General features: G+C 54.6%; 14 protein-coding genes. 12 read left to right on the forward strand and 2 right to left on the reverse strand.

Annotated features, from left to right (window positions below; translation table 11 throughout):
• The 5 genes from IEV98_RS20080 to IEV98_RS20100 form a co-directional block, all read left to right on the forward strand.
• On the forward strand, window positions 1-289 hold a 289-nt coding region (locus tag IEV98_RS20080; protein ID WP_188507821.1), incomplete at its 5' end, for a type IX secretion system membrane protein PorP/SprF.
• Window positions 290-371: 82 nt separating this feature from the next.
• Window positions 372-662, forward strand: coding sequence for a Smr/MutS family protein (locus tag IEV98_RS20085; RefSeq protein WP_188507822.1), 291 nt, complete (start codon window positions 372-374; stop codon window positions 660-662).
• Window positions 663-664: 2 nt separating this feature from the next.
• Window positions 665-1,009 carry a winged helix-turn-helix transcriptional regulator gene (locus IEV98_RS20090; RefSeq protein WP_188507823.1) on the forward strand — a complete coding sequence of 115 codons (345 nt, stop codon included), beginning with the start codon at window positions 665-667 and terminating at the stop codon, window positions 1,007-1,009.
• Between the two features lie 91 nt (window positions 1,010-1,100).
• On the forward strand, window positions 1,101-1,820 hold the full coding sequence (locus tag IEV98_RS20095) for a DUF8817 family protein (protein WP_188507824.1): 720 nt from the start codon (window positions 1,101-1,103) through the stop codon (window positions 1,818-1,820).
• Between the two features lie 84 nt (window positions 1,821-1,904).
• A complete protein-coding gene (locus IEV98_RS20100; RefSeq protein WP_188507825.1) occupies window positions 1,905-3,413 on the forward strand; it encodes a glycoside 3-dehydrogenase in 1,509 nt (502 codons plus the stop codon).
• 14 nt (window positions 3,414-3,427) lie between these two features.
• On the opposite strand, the gene IEV98_RS20105 is transcribed toward IEV98_RS20100, so the two are convergent.
• Window positions 3,428-4,564: a calcium:cation antiporter gene (locus tag IEV98_RS20105; protein WP_188507826.1), complete on the reverse strand. Its 1,137-nt coding sequence runs from the start codon at window positions 4,562-4,564 to the stop codon at window positions 3,428-3,430.
• Between the two features lie 306 nt (window positions 4,565-4,870).
• On the opposite strand from IEV98_RS20105, the gene IEV98_RS20110 reads away from it, so the two are divergent.
• The 7 genes from IEV98_RS20110 to IEV98_RS20140 all read left to right on the forward strand — a co-directional run bounded on the left by IEV98_RS20110 (window position 4,871) and on the right by IEV98_RS20140 (window position 15,132).
• Window positions 4,871-5,455, forward strand: coding sequence for an RNA polymerase sigma factor (locus tag IEV98_RS20110; RefSeq protein ID WP_188507827.1), 585 nt, complete (start codon window positions 4,871-4,873; stop codon window positions 5,453-5,455).
• A 51-nt stretch (window positions 5,456-5,506) separates the two neighbouring features.
• Window positions 5,507-6,628, forward strand: coding sequence for a FecR family protein (locus IEV98_RS20115; RefSeq protein ID WP_188507828.1), 1,122 nt, complete (start codon window positions 5,507-5,509; stop codon window positions 6,626-6,628).
• A 121-nt stretch (window positions 6,629-6,749) separates the two neighbouring features.
• Complete coding sequence (locus tag IEV98_RS20120; protein ID WP_229738876.1) at window positions 6,750-10,037, forward strand: SusC/RagA family TonB-linked outer membrane protein; 3,288 nt, start codon at window positions 6,750-6,752, stop codon at window positions 10,035-10,037.
• Window positions 10,038-10,048: 11 nt separating this feature from the next.
• On the forward strand, window positions 10,049-11,560 hold the full coding sequence (locus IEV98_RS20125) for a RagB/SusD family nutrient uptake outer membrane protein (protein ID WP_188507829.1): 1,512 nt from the start codon (window positions 10,049-10,051) through the stop codon (window positions 11,558-11,560).
• Between the two features lie 10 nt (window positions 11,561-11,570).
• Window positions 11,571-12,434, forward strand: coding sequence for a PKD domain-containing protein (locus tag IEV98_RS20130; protein ID WP_188507830.1), 864 nt, complete (start codon window positions 11,571-11,573; stop codon window positions 12,432-12,434).
• Window positions 12,435-12,458: 24 nt separating this feature from the next.
• On the forward strand, window positions 12,459-13,574 hold the full coding sequence (locus tag IEV98_RS20135) for an acyltransferase family protein (RefSeq protein ID WP_188507831.1): 1,116 nt from the start codon (window positions 12,459-12,461) through the stop codon (window positions 13,572-13,574).
• A gap of 4 nt (window positions 13,575-13,578) precedes the next feature.
• On the forward strand, window positions 13,579-15,132 hold the full coding sequence (locus tag IEV98_RS20140) for a DUF4832 domain-containing protein (RefSeq protein ID WP_188507832.1): 1,554 nt from the start codon (window positions 13,579-13,581) through the stop codon (window positions 15,130-15,132).
• 11 nt (window positions 15,133-15,143) lie between these two features.
• Here the strand turns inward: IEV98_RS20140 and IEV98_RS20145 are convergent, their stop codons facing one another.
• The gene (locus IEV98_RS20145; RefSeq protein ID WP_188507833.1) at window positions 15,144-16,049 is read right to left on the reverse strand and encodes a LysR family transcriptional regulator; all 906 of its coding nucleotides are present in this window, start codon (window positions 16,047-16,049) and stop codon (window positions 15,144-15,146) included.
• Between the last annotated feature and the right edge of the window lie 40 nt (window positions 16,050-16,089).

Below are 16,089 nucleotides of genomic sequence, written 5' to 3' on the forward strand. Positions count from 1 at the left end.
CGCGGACTTCCAGTTCCGGCCGAGCGTGCTGGTGACGTACGCGGAGAGCCTGCGGCCGCAGGCGGAGGCCTCGGCGCTGGTGTTCATCAAGCGGACGTTCGGCATCGGTGCGAACGTGCGGAGCTACGGGGAGTTTGCGGGGATGGCGCAGTTCCACTTCGGGGGCTTCGGATTGGGCTACAGCTACCAGTTCAACCCGGGCAATGAGCCGCTGAACCGGCGCATCGGCAACACCACCCACGAGATCGGCCTGCAATACCGGTTTGCCGGGGTAAGTAGCCTGCTCTGATACGCAGCAATCTTTTTTAGAGACGCGCCTCAAAAACAGAGGCGCGTTTTTTTATGGTGTTTTATATGCCTATCTTCGTACCATGGCAGTCGTACAGGAAGTAGATCTGCATCTTCGCGCATTCATGCGCAACACGTCCGGATTGAGCGGCGAAGACATGGTACGGCTGAGTATCGAACGCATGCACGCCGCGCTGGATAAAGCCATCGCGGATGGTCGGCAAGAAATCCGCTTTATCCACGGCCATGGTACCGGCGCATTGCGCGAGCGCGTATACCACGAACTGCGTGTCTATGAGCAAAAGGGCCTCATTGAATCATTTGAACCCTCGTTTTTCAATCCAGGGATGGTGAATGTGATTATCCGCTATTGATAATGAACGAGTTTATCCACAATAATCGATTATACTACAACCCCATTGAGTTTGCCATGGCCCATATCGGCGGCACCTGGAAAATCCCCATTCTCCGCTGTCTCCGCAATGGAGCGATGCGCTATGGCGATCTGAAGCTAGCCATTCCCCGCATTTCCCACAAAATGCTGATCACCCAATTGCGCGAACTGGAAGATAAAAAGATGCTCACCCGGCACACCTTTAACGAAAAGCCGCCGCGGGTCGAGTACCGGCTCACTGCATTGGCGCAACAGGCATTGCCGGTTATCGACCAACTGGCCGAATACGGTATCGCCCTCATGAAAGAAGCTGGCATCGATAGTTGAATACGTCGACTCCTTTATATACAAAAAAGTATATAAACATGGCGTTGCAGGGCAAAGTGCCTAGGTTTGCGGCAAGCAAAAAACAACGGAAATGACAGACAAAACGCACAGTAAAACATGGACCACCGTGCCTAGCCTACCTTGTGTAGCTATCGAAGAAACGCTATCCTTTTGGGAGATGCTGGGATTTGAGATCACCTACAAGCAAACCCGTCCTTATCAATACGGTGTGGTGGCACGGGGTGGGTCCGAATTGCATTTCGGACGTGTGAAAGGGATGGAGGCCAGCGGCAATGAATATAACGGTTGCCTAGTAGTTGTACCCAGTATCGAGGCCGTGTATCAAGAGTTTACAGCTACGTTTAAGGAAAAGCTGGGCCGGATTCCGCACACGGGCATACCGCGCATTTCCCGGATGAAACCCGGTACCACCCGGTTTACGCTGACCGATGTTTCCGGCAACTCCATGATTTTCATCGATTCCGATTCGGGGGAAGAAGACCAGAATACCTGGGAAAAGGCCGACGACAAAAACCAGAGCCCGCTGCAAAAAGCCATCGCAATGGCCATCCGGTTCCGAGACTACAAAGAAGACGAACAAGCGGCAGCCAAAACCCTGGATGTTGCCCTGCGAAAGGCAGAAAATGAAGAAAATACCACCCTTGCTGAAGCGTTGGCAGTCCGCATGGACCTAGCGGTCTTCATGGGCAACCGCGTCCGCGCCGACGAATGTAACAAGCTATTAAGCCAGTTAGGCCTGTCGCAGGTGGATGTAGACCGTTTGATGCAGAAACACGGCACTGAACGCTAAATCGCGGCTGGAGATCAGCATTCCAGCGGATTTGATACATTGGATTTTTTTCCCCATTATTGTGTTGAAATAGCCATATATGCCATGAGCAATATCCTATCCAGAAGAAAATTTTTACGCAACACGGCAGCCGCCGCCGGTTTTTCGATTGTTTCCAGTCATGTTTTGGGCAATGTAACCGGCCATGTGGCGCCCAGTGACAAACTCCAGATTGCGGGCATAGGCGTCGGCGGGATGGGCCGCCGCAACTTAGCCAACATGGCTACCGAAAACATTGTCGCCCTCTGCGATGTCGACTGGCGATATGCTGCCAAAACCTTCGGCGATTACCCCAATGCCCGTCGCTTCAAGGACTGGCGGGTAATGTTTGATGAGCTTGGCAAATCCATCGATGCAGTGATGGTAGCTACACCGGATCATACCCATGCCGGTGTCACTGCCCACGCCATCACGCTAGGCAAACACGCCTACACACAAAAGCCGCTCACCCACTCGGTCTACGAATCGCGGTTATTGACCAAACTGGCCAAAAAGTACCGGGTAGCTACGCAGATGGGCAACCAGGGAAATTCTTTCGATTGGTGCCGGCGGATAACCGAGTGGATCCAATCCGGGGTAATCGGCGATGTGCATGAAGTGCATTGTTGGACAGACCGCCCCATTTGGCCGCAAGGGCTTATTGCACCTACAGAGGGCCAGCCCGTTCCCGATACGCTCGATTGGGACCTGTTTGTGGGGCCAGCCGTCAAACGCCCCTACCATTCGGTGTACACCCCGTGGAATTGGCGCGGCTGGTGGGATTTCGGTACCGGCGCCCTTGGCGATATGGCCTGTCACATTATGGATCCGATTTATTGGGCGCTGGATCTGCAATATCCGATTAAGGTAAGCGGCAGTTCTACACTCAGCAACCTCTACTCGCCGCCCCATGCACAGCAAGTACACTACACTTTTCCGGCCCGCCCCGCAAAAGATAAGGTAAACATGCCCGAGGTAAAGGTCACTTGGTATGATGGTGGCTTGCTGCCGGAGCGTCCGGCAGAACTTGCACCGGGCCAGATGATGGGCGATCCCAATGGCGGTATCATCTTCGTGGGCACCAAAGGTAAAATCATGACGGGCTGTTTCGGGATGAATCCTACGCTCCTGCCGGTTACGGAAATGGCTCATTTTGAAGAACCAACACCGTGGATACCCCGGATACCAGGCGGAAACGGCGACATCTGGGAAACCAACGCTCACGAGCAGGACTGGATTCGCGCGGCTAAAGAATCGCCACGGCGCCGAAAAGAAGCCTCCTCCCATTTCGGATTCTCAGGTCCTTTCAACGAAACCGTCGTCATGGGCGTATTAGCCGTGCGGCTACAGGGGCTGTACCGCGAGCTTCAGTGGGACGGTGAGCACATGGCGTTTACCAATATTGGTCCCGATGAAAAGATCAATGTAGTCTCTGTAGATAAATTCGAGGTGATCGACGGTGATCCCCGCTTCGACCGGCAGTTTACCGAACTGAATGCCGCGGATGCCGCAAGGGAATGGATCAATCATACGTATCAAAATGGTTTTACCCTGCCGGCCATGCCCAAAGAATAATGGATGTTTACTAATTAGGGATTAAAAATCAATAGGATAAATACAGCGAATAAGACGAGATGCATCACCCCCACAATGGGCCTGGTTCGCTTACCCAAGAATGTCATCACGCTCAGCAGCAGTGTGATGACGAAAAGGATGGTTTCGGTAGCGGTCATGCCGAACAATACGGTTTTTCCCGTGATGAGCCCGATGATCAAAACCGAGGGGACGGTGAGCCCCACGGTGGATACAAAAGCGCCATGGCAGAGGTTGATGGCCCGTTGAAATTCATTATTCAACGCTGCTTTCACCGCGGTCATCGATTCGGGCGTAAACACGATTACGGCAATCAGCACACCACCCAGCAAGGGCGGCAAATTGGCGGCTTTTATGCCAAAATCCACCACCACGGCCATGCTGTGGGAAAGCAGCACGATAGGCAATATCATGGCTATCAGGATGATCGAGCTGATCCATGCCACGCTGTTACTGCCACCAGCTGCTTGGTCATTTTCCCGATGGGTGAGGTTTTCGTCCATTCGTGCCTTAAAGGGGATCTCCATAGCACCTTGTTGGGGTTGCATATACAGATGCCGGTATCCCTTCATCTGCATAAATAGAAAGAAACCATATAAAAGGATGATCAGGGTGGATAACGAAATCGCCTGGGCATCGCTGAATACGCCATCCCCGGCACCTTCGATGTAATTGGGGAGCATCATGCCCAGGCCGCCCAGCATAATGATCATCGCCAGGTAAGACGTGGTGCCCTGTGCATTGTATTCCTGTTCCCCATATTTCAATCCGCCAAATAGGATGCACAGGCCGATGACCAGGTTCATGATGATCATCATCACCGAAAAAATGGAATCTTTACCGATGGTTGGGTTTTCTCCCGGCCCCAGCATCACCGCTGAGATCAGGATGACTTCGATAGACACGATAGACAAGGTGAGAATGAGCGTGCCATAAGGCTCCCCCAATCTGTGCGCAAGTTCGTCCGCTTCCTTTACCACGCCGAAAGCCGCCCCGATGATGGTAAACAAGAGGACCAGAAAGACGACAATGGCTCGCGTGGATGACATGGACTCCCCCATGATGGAATGACCGAATACCATGAAGAGCCCAACGATCAACCATACGAGTAAAAGACGGATGCGTGTTGACATAATTTGCACATGTTAAAAAACAGCACAAAATTATAATGAATAGCTCGAAACAAATTTATCATATGTTAAATAATGAACGGTAACCATCAAGCCAACGGCTTTCTGGAAAAGGATGATTTTTGAAAGTTAGGCAACCGGTTGCGTGCGCGTTGCCCTTGGCAGATTGAATTTCTTTTCTTAACGTTGCATTACGTTAAATACGCCAATTGTAAAAACGAAATCAAGATTGAGGTTGTGTGTTAGTGCTTGGCAGCGGCTATATCCGCGTCGGCGCTGAGGGCTGGAGCGATTATAAAAGTGAAGCGCATGGATCAAACGGATTTGCTGCACCGGATCAGTCAGAACGATGAGTACGCGTTCAGCGAACTCTATCGGGTATACCAGCCTGGGCTGCGCGACTTTTTCCGGCGATATGTACATGCCGATACGCTGGCAGACGACCTCTGCCAGGAGCTGTTTATCAAGCTCTGGGATAACCGGCGGCAGCTTGCCGGAATACGAGCATTCCGCCCCTACCTGTACGTCATTGCCCGCAACCTCGCCCTCAACTCCCTCAAGCGCATTGCCGTCTCGCAGCGTGCCATGGGCGAACTGCTTCGGCATTATCCCGTACAGCAGGAAGCCACGGAGCAAACGGTGATCGACCGCGAATACCGGATGCTGCTCAATCAGGCGCTCGCCCGCCTGCCCCGCCGGTCGCGCGAGATCTTTGCCCTATGCCGCGAACAGGGCAAGAGCTACGATGAGGCAGCCAGCGCCCTCGGCATCTCCCGCAATGCCATCAAAAACCACATGGTGAGCACACTCAAGGTATTGCGATCCTTTGCGGAGAAGCAATTGGGGGTAACCATCGGGTTGATGATCGGAATAATGAAATTTTTGCTACCCTAAATTCCGCTTGAGGTGTCCTTCTATCAAAAGGAAGGAATGCGACACCCCAAGATGGACAAAACTGAATTCTATAAGTTGCTCATCCAGCGGTATAAAGACAAAACCGCCACGGATGAAGAAATCGAGGTATTTTTCCAGCTGATTCGCGAAGGAACGCTTAGTGCCCCCCTCATGGATGAAATGGGCATCGATCTGGGCGATATCGGAGGGAAGGAGCAGCACGTCCGCCACAGGCGACCGTATTACATCGCCGCTGCCGCGATGCTCTTGATCGGACTCGGTGTAGCCTATCTGCTGATGGATCGTTCAGCTACACCGTCTACAGAATCGTCCTATTCATCTACTTCAAATGACGTGCCCGCAGGCGGTAGCCACGCTACGCTGACCCTGCCGGATGGTTCGCGCATCGCGTTGGATGATGCAGCGATCGGTGCAGTGGTACAAGAAGGAGGGGTGCGCATAGCCAAAACCGAAGATGGGCAGTTGGTTTACCAGGTGGCGCCGTCTGTGTCTGCCGGCACGGACCAGGGGATTGCGCCGGCATTGCATGAAATCAGTACCCCCCGGGGTGGCCAATATCAGGTTGTGCTGCCGGATGGCAGCCGGGTATGGCTCAATGCAGACTCCCGGCTCCGTTTCCCGCCGGTTTTTGCCGCTGGCAACCGCGAGGTGTTCCTGGTGGGCGAAGGTTTTTTTGCCGTAGCACACAGCAACCAACCGTTTATCGTTCATACCGAGGGTCAGCAGATCGCGGTATTGGGCACCGAATTCAATGTGAGGGCACATCCGGAGGAACCTACGGTCCAGACCACGTTGTTGCGGGGGAGTGTACGGGTCGATCTGGAAAATGGCCAGGCCAGCTACGTCCTTCAGCCCGATCAGCGGTCCGTGGTAGACCGACAGGCCCAAACAGCCCGTGTCGAAGCGGTGACAGCCTCCGAATACGCCGCTTGGAAAGACGGATACTTCACATTCCGCAACACGCCGTTGGCTACCGTGATGCAGGATGTCGCCCGGTGGTACGACGTGACCATCGATGCCGATTCGCTGCCAGACAAACGCCTGTACGCGGTACTTCCCCGCGATGTTTCGCTGGCCACACTGCTCGAAATGATCGGGTTGACCAGCGGCGTCAAGTTTGAGTTAACAGAAAGGAGGGTGTCTTTGGAGTGATAATACACGATCGGCAGGAAGCCAAAAACCGGAAGTGCGTCAACACCCCCGGTAAGCGTTAGGCAATCCTTGTCAACTGAATAGCGATCATTAACAATTTAACCACCTAATTCACAAATGTATGAAATTTAGCAAACATGCATGTAGCATTTTCCTTGCCATGAAATTAACCCTTTTCTTTGTGCTTTGGTTCAGTCTGTATGCATCAGCCGAAGCCTTATCGCAGGAAGTGAGCCTGCGGGTAAAAAATGCTTCGCTGGAAGAAGTCCTGCGTGAAATCCGGAGCAAAACCGGATTTACGTTCATCTACGACGCGCAGTACCTGCGCGAGGCAGCGCCCATTACGCTCAACCTTCGGGAAACACCCGTAGATGAAGCGCTGAAAGCCGTCTTTTCAGGCCAGCCATTCCGCTATGTGGTCCGGGAGAAAACGATCATCATTATCCCGCAGGACGGTACACGGACGGCTCCGGCCCAGGTCACCGTTAGCGGTACCGTGCTGGATGAGCGGGGCGAACCGATCGATGGGGCGAGCGTGCTGGAGAAAGGCACCACCAACGGAACGTCTACCAATGCCCGTGGCGAATTTACCCTCACGCTGCGTGGGCAGGGCGCCACGCTGGTTATCCAATCCATCGGCTACGGTACCCGCGAAGTTGCCGCAGACGAATCCCCGCTGCGCATCATGCTGCAAAGCGAAGAGGCCCTGTTGGAAGAAGTGGTGGTCAGCGTGGGGTACAGCCAGGTCAAACCCGAGGAGCTAACGAGCGCGGTGAGCGTCGTGAAGGCCGACAAACTGCTGGATGTGACCGCCAACAACGTCGGCACGATGCTTCAGGGGAAAATTCCCGGTCTGCAGATCATCAACAGTTCGGGCCAGCCCGGGGCAGCTCCCGAGATACGGCTACGGGGCGTGTCCTCCATCAATGCCTCACAGCAACCCCTGGTGGTGGTAGATGGCATCATCGGCGGCAATTACGATCCGAACGATGTGGAGAGCATTACCGTATTGAAAGATGCCGGTGCCACAGCCATGTACGGTTCGCAAGCCAACGCCGGCGTATTGATTGTTACCACCAAAACCGCCACGCAAGACCGGAATACGTTCGAAGCCCGTTTAACCACCGGCATCAAGACTGCCGATTTCGGTACGATGCAACTGATGAATGGTGCCGAACTTTACGAACATCAAAAGCAGCTCTACCGCGATTACATCGTGGGCGGTACGGCCAATTCGTATAAGATCGACCTGCTTAAATTTTACAATGAGCGCCCGCTGACGCTCCGCGACCAGAATTTCAACTGGACGAAAGAATCGTTCCGCCCGGCGCCGACAACCACCGCCTACGTGTCGCTACGTGGCAAGACCGAGAAAAACAGCTATTATGCGGCAGCTTCCTATTACAACGAAACCGGCAGCTTCCTCAATACGGATTACCAGCGGCTCAACCTGCGTGCAAATACCGAATACCGCTTTTCGGAGCGGCTCAAAGTGCGCAACAACCTCAACCTGAGCGCCAGCATGGGTAAGAGTTACGATTACATGGATATGTACTATACGTTCCTCAATCTGCCTTGGGACAATCCTTATGACGAAGCCGGCGCAGCACGCTACGTCGATGGCAATGTGCCCTTCCGGTGGTGGTCGCGCGATAAGGTCAACCCCGTGCATACCATCGAAAACTCCGATCACCCGTATAAAGGGTTTGATGCCAATTACGATTTTGTGCTCGAGTATCAGATCATGCCGTGGCTCACGTTCTCGTCATCCAGTCGTTTATCGGCCGGATACAACAAGGGTACCAACTATTTTTCACCGGTTGTTGCCGGGCAGTACCATGGCACCGGCTTCCTGGATGAAACCAACTCGTTATTTTACGGGGGCATTACCAACAACCTGCTACGCTTCGATACCGATTTTGGCCGTCATTCCCTCAATGGTTTAGCGGGCGTTGCGCTAGAAGGCGGTCGCAGTGAATATTCCGGCGGTTCCGGCCGGGGTCTTCCCGAGGGTCTCCGCGTGCTCAACGTGGTCTCCAACAGCCAGGTGGTGAGCGGTTATTTTGACCGCTCGGCCCTCCAGTCGCTCATTTCACAGGTCAACTACAACTACGACAGCCGGTACTTCCTTACGGCTTCCTACCGCATAGACGGCTCATCGGCCTTTCCCGAAGGCAACCAGTACGCCGGTTTCCCGGCCGTCTCCGGTGCATGGTTTGTGAGCAACGAACCGTTTCTGGAAAACCATCCGGTGGTCAGCTCGCTGAAGCTGCGTGCCAGCTACGGGGTTACCGGCACGCAGGATATCGGCAGTTCGCGGTTTCTGGGGCTGTTTGCCCTTTCCAGTCAATACAATTCGGCGGTGGCTGCCATTCCATACCAGCTGGCCAACCCCGGCCTTACGTGGGAAGGCAAGCATCAGTACAATGTCGGGTTAGACCTGTCGCTGTTCAAGCGTGTCAACCTCACGGTGGATGCCTACCGGAATGTAACCAAAGACCTGCTTTTGCAGGTATCCCAACCGCCGTCTATCGGCTTTGAAGTCCGCTGGGAGAATGCCGGCAATGTGGTCAATAAAGGCTTGGAAATCGGTATTGATGCCAATCCGGTTCAGTCCACCAACTGGGACTGGAATACGGGGGTGGTTGTCAGTTTCAACGACAACACGCTGTCGGGATTGCCCAGCGAGATCATCCGCACCACCTCACGCAGCGTTTCCCAGATTTACCGCAACGACGGGCAGCTGTACGAATTTTACATGCCCAAGTGGGCCGGTGTCGATCCGCAAACCGGCGCACCGCTTTGGGAAAAACTGGTGTACGATACCGACGGTGCGGCTGTGGGCCGCGAGCTCACTTCCAATTATGCCGAGGCCACCCACCAGGAGGTCGGGTCGGCATTGCCCCGCTATCAGGGCGGTTTCAACAATGCCCTGCGTTACCGCAATTTCGCCCTGCAGGTCAATACGGCGTTCAGTTACGGCAACAAGGTGTTCAGCAACGACCTGCGGTACGTCTTCAACGATGGGCACGAGCCCTATTACAACCAGGTGAGGCGGCCCGAGGGCACGGTCATCTGGTCAAAACCCGGCGACATCGCAACCGAGCCCAGTCCGCAGAATGCAGCCAATTCGGCTGAGCCCTCATCGCGGTTCCTGATGGATGCGAGTTACTTCCGTATCCGCAACATCGCACTTTCGTACAACCTGCCCGGCGCCACCGTCGAAAAACTCGGGCTGGCCGGGTTGACCGTCTCCCTTACCGCAGACAATGTGTATACATTTACCAACTTCCTGGGGCAGGATCCCCAGACCTCCATTGTCTCCGAAAGCTGGACCATGCCCGGGGTTGCCGACTTCAAGTACCCCAACAACCGGCAGTTTCTGATCAACATCAATTGTAGGTTTTAATGATAACGAACATGAAAATCCATCTATATTTTCTCGGCTTATTCTGCGGCCTGCTGTGCAGCAGCTGCGACCTCGTGGTCGAGCCTTCAGACTCCCTCACCACCGGTACGTTGGTTACCACCAGCGATGGACTCCGGAATGCCCTGAACGGGGCATATTCTCTCTTCAAAGATCACGTTGAATTCAACGGGGTGGTCAGCGCCAATAACATGTACCTGCGGCAGTACTTCCAGCTTTCGGACTTTGCCAGCGACGACATCGTGTGTGGCCAGGTAACCACCGACCCCTTGTGGTACAGCTTCACTCAGGATCATACGCCCACTCAGGCCAATACCCGTTTCTTCTGGTATATTTCCTATAAGATCATCAATACGGTCAATACCGTCATCGAGGCTGTTGAGCAGCAGGGCGAAATCAATGCCGAAACCGAGCAATTGCTGGGTGAGTGCTACTTTCTGCGGGCCTTTGCCCATTTCAATCTGGTGCGCCTGTTTGCCAAACCCTATACCCACGATCCTAATGCGCTGGGCATCATCCTGCGGCTTTCGCTTGATGAAGCCGCCGCCAAGGAGCGGGCCACGGTGAGCGAGGTGTACCAAGCCGTCATTGCCGATGCCGAGCGTGGTGCTTCGCTGATGAATAATGCGCGTGGCACCCAGTATGCATCCAAAGAAGCCGCATGGGCCTTGTTATCGCGCATATACCTGTATATGGAAAACCACGAGCAAACCATCCAGTATGCCGATCAGGTGATCAATTCGGGCCGGTTTACGTTAACAACGGCCGATACGTACCCCTCGCTGTTTCCCAATGCGGTATCGGGCAGTGAAACCATCTTCTGCGTGGCATTCACCAGCGTGGATGACTACGGGCGGGGCTCCATTGCTTCCATGGTGTATTCAGATGGTAATTCGGGTTGGGGCGAGGAGTTTGCCTCGGCGTCCCTCCGTGCACTCATGGAAGATACGCCCGAAGACGTACGCTGGTCTTATATCGAATCGTCGACCGACGAATCCGGAGCCGTGAGGCGGCTGAATGGCATTCCCATCCACTACATCCGCAAGTTCTCTTACCAGGATGGTAATCCCAACCTGAGTTCACCCATTATGTTCCGGCTCGCCGAGCTTTACCTCAACCGCGCGGAAGCCAAGGCCAAGAGCAACCGGGCGGGCGAAGCGCTGGACGACCTGGACATCATCCGTACCAACCGGGGGCTCTTAGGCCACCTGTACCAAGGGCAGGCCCCGGCCGGTCTTACGGCGCTGGAGGCGGTATGGAACGAACGGCGCATCGAGCTGGCCTTCGAGGGGCACCGCATGTTTGACATTTATCGCAACAAGCAGGACCTGGTGCGCGATTACTGGGGGTACCACCTCGTAGGGCTGCGCGAGTCCGATATCGATCTGTCGCGGAAGCCGACCGGCTTTGCTAACATCCGGCTGGACTGGCAACATCCCCGCAGCATTTATCACATTCCCATTGACGAAATATTGAGCAACTCCTCAGCTACCCAAAATCCCTAATCGTAAGCTCATGAAAAAATTCAGTTATATCATCACAGTGCTCGCAGTCGGACTGGCGGCGGGCAGCTGCACCAAGTTTCAGGCCATCCCGGTTCCGGAGGTCGATATTTTATTCGAACTGGCGGTAGACGGGAATGAAGTATCCTTCGCCAACAAAACCGAAGGCGGCGAAAGCTATCGCTGGGAATTCGGAGACGGGAATGAATCGACGGATGAGCACCCTACACACCAGTACCCCGGCAAAGGTAAATACGTGGCCACGCTATATGTTACCGTTGCCGGCGGAAAAACCTTCGAAGGCTCTACGGTGATCAACATCGCCAAAACCTCCCCGGTCCGGATCGGTGACAATACACTTTCCGATTGGGCGGCCGTCAGCCAGCATGTCATTGATCCGGGTGCAACAGGGGGCATTGTCAACGAAGTCAAATTAGACTACGACGGCAATTACGTATACCTGTATATCGATCTCGATACTCGGCCCGCGGCAGGAGACATCTTTGATTTTTACCTCGATACCGACAATAGTGCCGGTACCGGTTTGCTCACAGGTTCCTTTTCCGAAGGGGGCTACGACGTGCTGTTGGAAGGGCCATTATTGGCAGGGGGCTTGGATGTGTTTTACCACGTAGGGGAGCAGTCGGCCTTTAGTTTCGCCCAGCAGTCTATCGCAGATTACTACACATTAGGTACCGTAGAGACGACGGGCAATACTACCCGGTTCGAAATGCGCATCGAGCGGGGCAAGCTCAAATTCCTTACCGGCGGGGGGCTGCGGCTCGGTATCGCCGTTACGAAGAGCGACTGGTCGGCAGAGCTGGGGCGTGCGCCGGGTGCGGGGCAATCAGCGTATGAGCTGCTCATGGACGAATAAGAACGACAACTAATCGATAAATCGATGGAGCCAATTACCGGAAAACCACCAACCGTGCGCGTTTTGTCACTGGATGTGATGCGCGGATTGATTATGCTACTGCTTGCTGCCGAGGCCTGTGGCGTGTATGAAGCATTTGCCCACGTGTTTCCCGCTGGGCCGGGCCATGTACTGGTCGAGCAATTCTTCCACCACGAATGGCACGGGCTCCGTGCGTGGGACCTGGTCCAGCCCGGTTTCATGCTGATTGCGGGCACGTCGCTGTACTTATCGTGGAGCCGCAGATCCCAGCAGGGCATCCGTTGGTCTACCCATTTCCGGAGTGTTGCCTGGCGCTCGCTCAAGCTGTTTGCCTGCGGCGTGGCGCTCCACTGCGTGTATTCCGGCCAGCTGGTTTGGGAGCTGTGGAACGTACTGACCCAGCTAGCGGCCACCACGCTGATTGCCTACCTGATAATCCGGTGGCCCACCATCTGGCAACTCCTATTTAGCTTGGTGCTGCTGGTGCTGACCGAATGCCTGTACCGCTTCATCCTAGTGCCCGGTTTCGAGCAGCCCTTCGTCAAAGGCGAGAATTTCGGCGCGTATTTCGATTACCTCATCATGGGCAAGCACAATGGCGGTGGGTGGGCGGCCATCAATTTCATTCCGACGGCCGCCCATACCATCTGGGGCGTACTGGCCGGCAAGCTATTGATCAGCAGCCAACCTGTGGCTGCCCAGATCCGGAAGCTAATCTGGGCCGGTTTGGCAGGGCTGCTGGCCGGCTACCTCCTAGACTGGACCGCTGCTACGCCGATCATCAAGCGCATCAGCACCTCATCGTTTGTGCTGGTTTCCGGCGGCTACATCCTGCTGCTTATGGCTTTCTTCCGGTGGTTGGTAGATGTACGCGGGTACAACCGGTACGCTTGGGTATTTGTGGTTATCGGCATGAATCCGATTTTTATTTACCTGTTTTTCGAAACGGTGGGCAAGCAATGGTTCAACGGCATCGTCGGCATCTTCGTGGGCGGTGGGCTGGAGCTGCTTGCCGCGCCCTCCGGGCTTGTTTTGGTCGCCGTGGCCTTGGTCTCCCTGTTTTTGGAGTGGCTGCTTTGCTATTGGCTGTATCAGCGACGGATCTTTTTTAAACTTTAATGCGATGCACAGACTATTCACAATAACCAGCACAGCCAGCGTCACGCTGTTCGCTGCGCTGCTGGTATACACCTGCAGGCCGGCCACCAAAGATTTGCCGTTGGTGAGCGGGGTCCACATTACTTACACGGCAAGCGATGCCGATTTCCCCAATCCCGAGCGCGGATTTTACCGGTATTCCGAAACCCGTACCAGCCAGTTCACAGGGTTGGATGCTACCGAGCTGCAGGGATACCGTAGCCCGCAGCAAACATCGTCGGCCAACTATGAGGTGGTCAGTACGCTGGTATTCCGGTACTACATCCTGGATAATTTCAGGGATGGCCCCATTTCGGATGCCATCCTCACGGCACTGGATGCCGATATGGATGCGGTGCGGAGCGCGGGCGTCAAGATCATCCCGCGGTTTGTATATACTGTCACCGCTGCGGCCGGCAACTGCCCCGAGGGATTCATCTGTCCGCCCTATGGCGATGCGCCCAAGGCGGTCGTGCTGAATCACATCCAGCAACTCAAACCCTTTTTCGAGCAGCATGCCGACGTAATCGCCAGCGTACAAATGGGTTTTATCGGTACATGGGGTGAGCAATACTATTCCGACTATTTCGGCGATCCTTCGGGCAACGGTGGGCAGGACTACCGGCTTACGGATGCCAATTGGCAAGACCGTTTGGATGTACTGCGTGCGCTTTTGGAGGCAGTTCCCGAAGACCGCATGGTGCAGGTGCGCTATCCGCAGATCAAGCAGCGCTACGTGTATGGCATCGATGCGCCGATAGGGTCGGAGCCGTTGGCTGCCGCCGAAGCCTTTACCGCTACCGATAAGGCGCGCATCGGCTTGCACAACGATTGCTTTCTCTCCGGGCCGAATGATATCGGCACGTATGAAGACTATGGCAACAGCAGCCGCCCGCGCAGTTCGGATGCGGCGGTGGTGACCACGTTACGCAACTACATGAAGGAAGAGGGGCGATATGTCGTCGTTGGCGGCGAAACCTGCAGCGACGACTACAGTCCGCAGAACGATTGCGAATCGGCAGGTATGGCCCAGCAGGAATTTGCAGACATGCATTACAGTTACCTCAATGCCCATTACAACAACGCGGTCAACAACGACTGGCAGGATGGAGGCTGTATGGACGCCATCAAACGCAACCTCGGTTACCGGTTGGTGTTAAAAGACGCCACGCTGCCCGACCAGATTTTCCGTGGTGCAGAAAGCCGGATCACCCTACGGCTTGAGAACAACGGCTATGCAGCCCCGTTCAATGCCCGGCCGCTGCTCTTGGTACTGCGCAATCAGGCTGATGGGGCCATCGTTTCGATTCCCGTTCCGCAGGATGTGCGGACGTGGCATACCGGAGCCGTGCAATTTACCGCAGCGGTTTTGATCCCGCAGGAGCTCCCGGCCGGCACGTACGAATTGTTGTTGCACCTGCCCGATGCGTACGAGCGCCTGGCAGGGCGGCCCGAGTATAGCATCCGGCTGGCCAATGATGGTGTGTGGGAAGAAGCTACCGGCTATAACCAGTTGCATCATGCTGTTCAAGTCAAGTAGGCAGCGCGCAGCTAGGTCTTCTCCCATTTTTCACGGAAAAGTTCCTGCAGTGTGCCGATCTCCTGCCCATATATGGTTTTCTTTCGGGTGCCGAAATACAATGTATTTTCCACGGGCACTGCTCCAGACCATATCCACTTCATATGCCCGGCCTCCATTTCTTCCCGGCACAGAAACTCCGGGATGATGGAAAAGCCCGTGCCACCACTCAGGCACCGGATGATCGAGCAGATGTTGGGCACGATATAGTTCGGGCGGAAATCCGGATGTTCGCCGAAATTCTTCAACCAGAAATTTTTCAGGTACTCCATATCCGCAGCGGTGCTGTACCATAGCTGATGCCTCAGGAATTCGGCAACCTCAGCCAAGCGGCCATCCTCCAGCAGTGTTTTCACCGCTGCGGTATCCGTATGATTGCCGGCCACCAGAATGATGCGTTCCTTAGAAAACGGCACGTACTGCAGGTTTTTCTGGTTCCCCTTCTGCGGGGTGATGATCAAGTCCAGCAGGCCGGTATCCAGGTCGTGCTGCATTTGCGGATATTCCCCAAACTTAATGATCAGGTTAAACGGCAAGCTGGCAATGTGTTCTTCCAGCGTGTACTGGAATGTCTCAAAACACATGCCCACGCTGATCGTCGGTCGCTCGGACTGCGAGCGCTTGTGGAAATGCTGCTCGGCGATTTCCAGCTTCCGCAGCGGCTCCACCACAAAATTATAAAGCATTTTTCCCTTCTCCGTGGGTACCATGCGGCGGGCAGAGCGGTCAAATAGTTTACTGCCCGTGTAGGTTTCCAGCGAGTTCAGGTGCAGGCTCACCCCCGGCTGTGAGATGTACAGTTCCTGCGCGGCGGCAGAAAGCGTGCCCGTTTCGTAAATTGCCCTAAAGGTACGGAACCATTCCAGATTCAATTGCATATCTATCAGTATTATGATACAAATATACAACTTAAGTTAT

Origin of the sequence: Parapedobacter pyrenivorans (assembly GCF_014636865.1) — a bacterium.
GTDB lineage: Bacteria > Bacteroidota > Bacteroidia > Sphingobacteriales > Sphingobacteriaceae > Parapedobacter > Parapedobacter pyrenivorans.

Coding starts and splice junctions, on each gene's coding strand:
- IEV98_RS20110 (WP_188507827.1), top strand. CDS start 4,871: ATGGATCAAACGGATTTGCTGCACCGGATCAGTCAGAACGATGAGTAC.
- IEV98_RS20130 (WP_188507830.1), top strand. CDS start 11,571: ATGAAAAAATTCAGTTATATCATCACAGTGCTCGCAGTCGGACTGGCG.
- IEV98_RS20095 (WP_188507824.1), top strand. CDS start 1,101: ATGACAGACAAAACGCACAGTAAAACATGGACCACCGTGCCTAGCCTA.
- IEV98_RS20115 (WP_188507828.1), top strand. CDS start 5,507: ATGGACAAAACTGAATTCTATAAGTTGCTCATCCAGCGGTATAAAGAC.
- IEV98_RS20105 (WP_188507826.1), bottom strand. CDS start 4,564: ATGTCAACACGCATCCGTCTTTTACTCGTATGGTTGATCGTTGGGCTC.
- IEV98_RS20100 (WP_188507825.1), top strand. CDS start 1,905: ATGAGCAATATCCTATCCAGAAGAAAATTTTTACGCAACACGGCAGCC.
- IEV98_RS20145 (WP_188507833.1), bottom strand. CDS start 16,049: ATGCAATTGAATCTGGAATGGTTCCGTACCTTTAGGGCAATTTACGAA.
- IEV98_RS20120 (WP_229738876.1), top strand. CDS start 6,750: ATGAAATTTAGCAAACATGCATGTAGCATTTTCCTTGCCATGAAATTA.
- IEV98_RS20140 (WP_188507832.1), top strand. CDS start 13,579: ATGCACAGACTATTCACAATAACCAGCACAGCCAGCGTCACGCTGTTC.
- IEV98_RS20085 (WP_188507822.1), top strand. CDS start 372: ATGGCAGTCGTACAGGAAGTAGATCTGCATCTTCGCGCATTCATGCGC.
- IEV98_RS20135 (WP_188507831.1), top strand. CDS start 12,459: ATGGAGCCAATTACCGGAAAACCACCAACCGTGCGCGTTTTGTCACTG.
- IEV98_RS20125 (WP_188507829.1), top strand. CDS start 10,049: ATGAAAATCCATCTATATTTTCTCGGCTTATTCTGCGGCCTGCTGTGC.
- IEV98_RS20090 (WP_188507823.1), top strand. CDS start 665: ATGAACGAGTTTATCCACAATAATCGATTATACTACAACCCCATTGAG.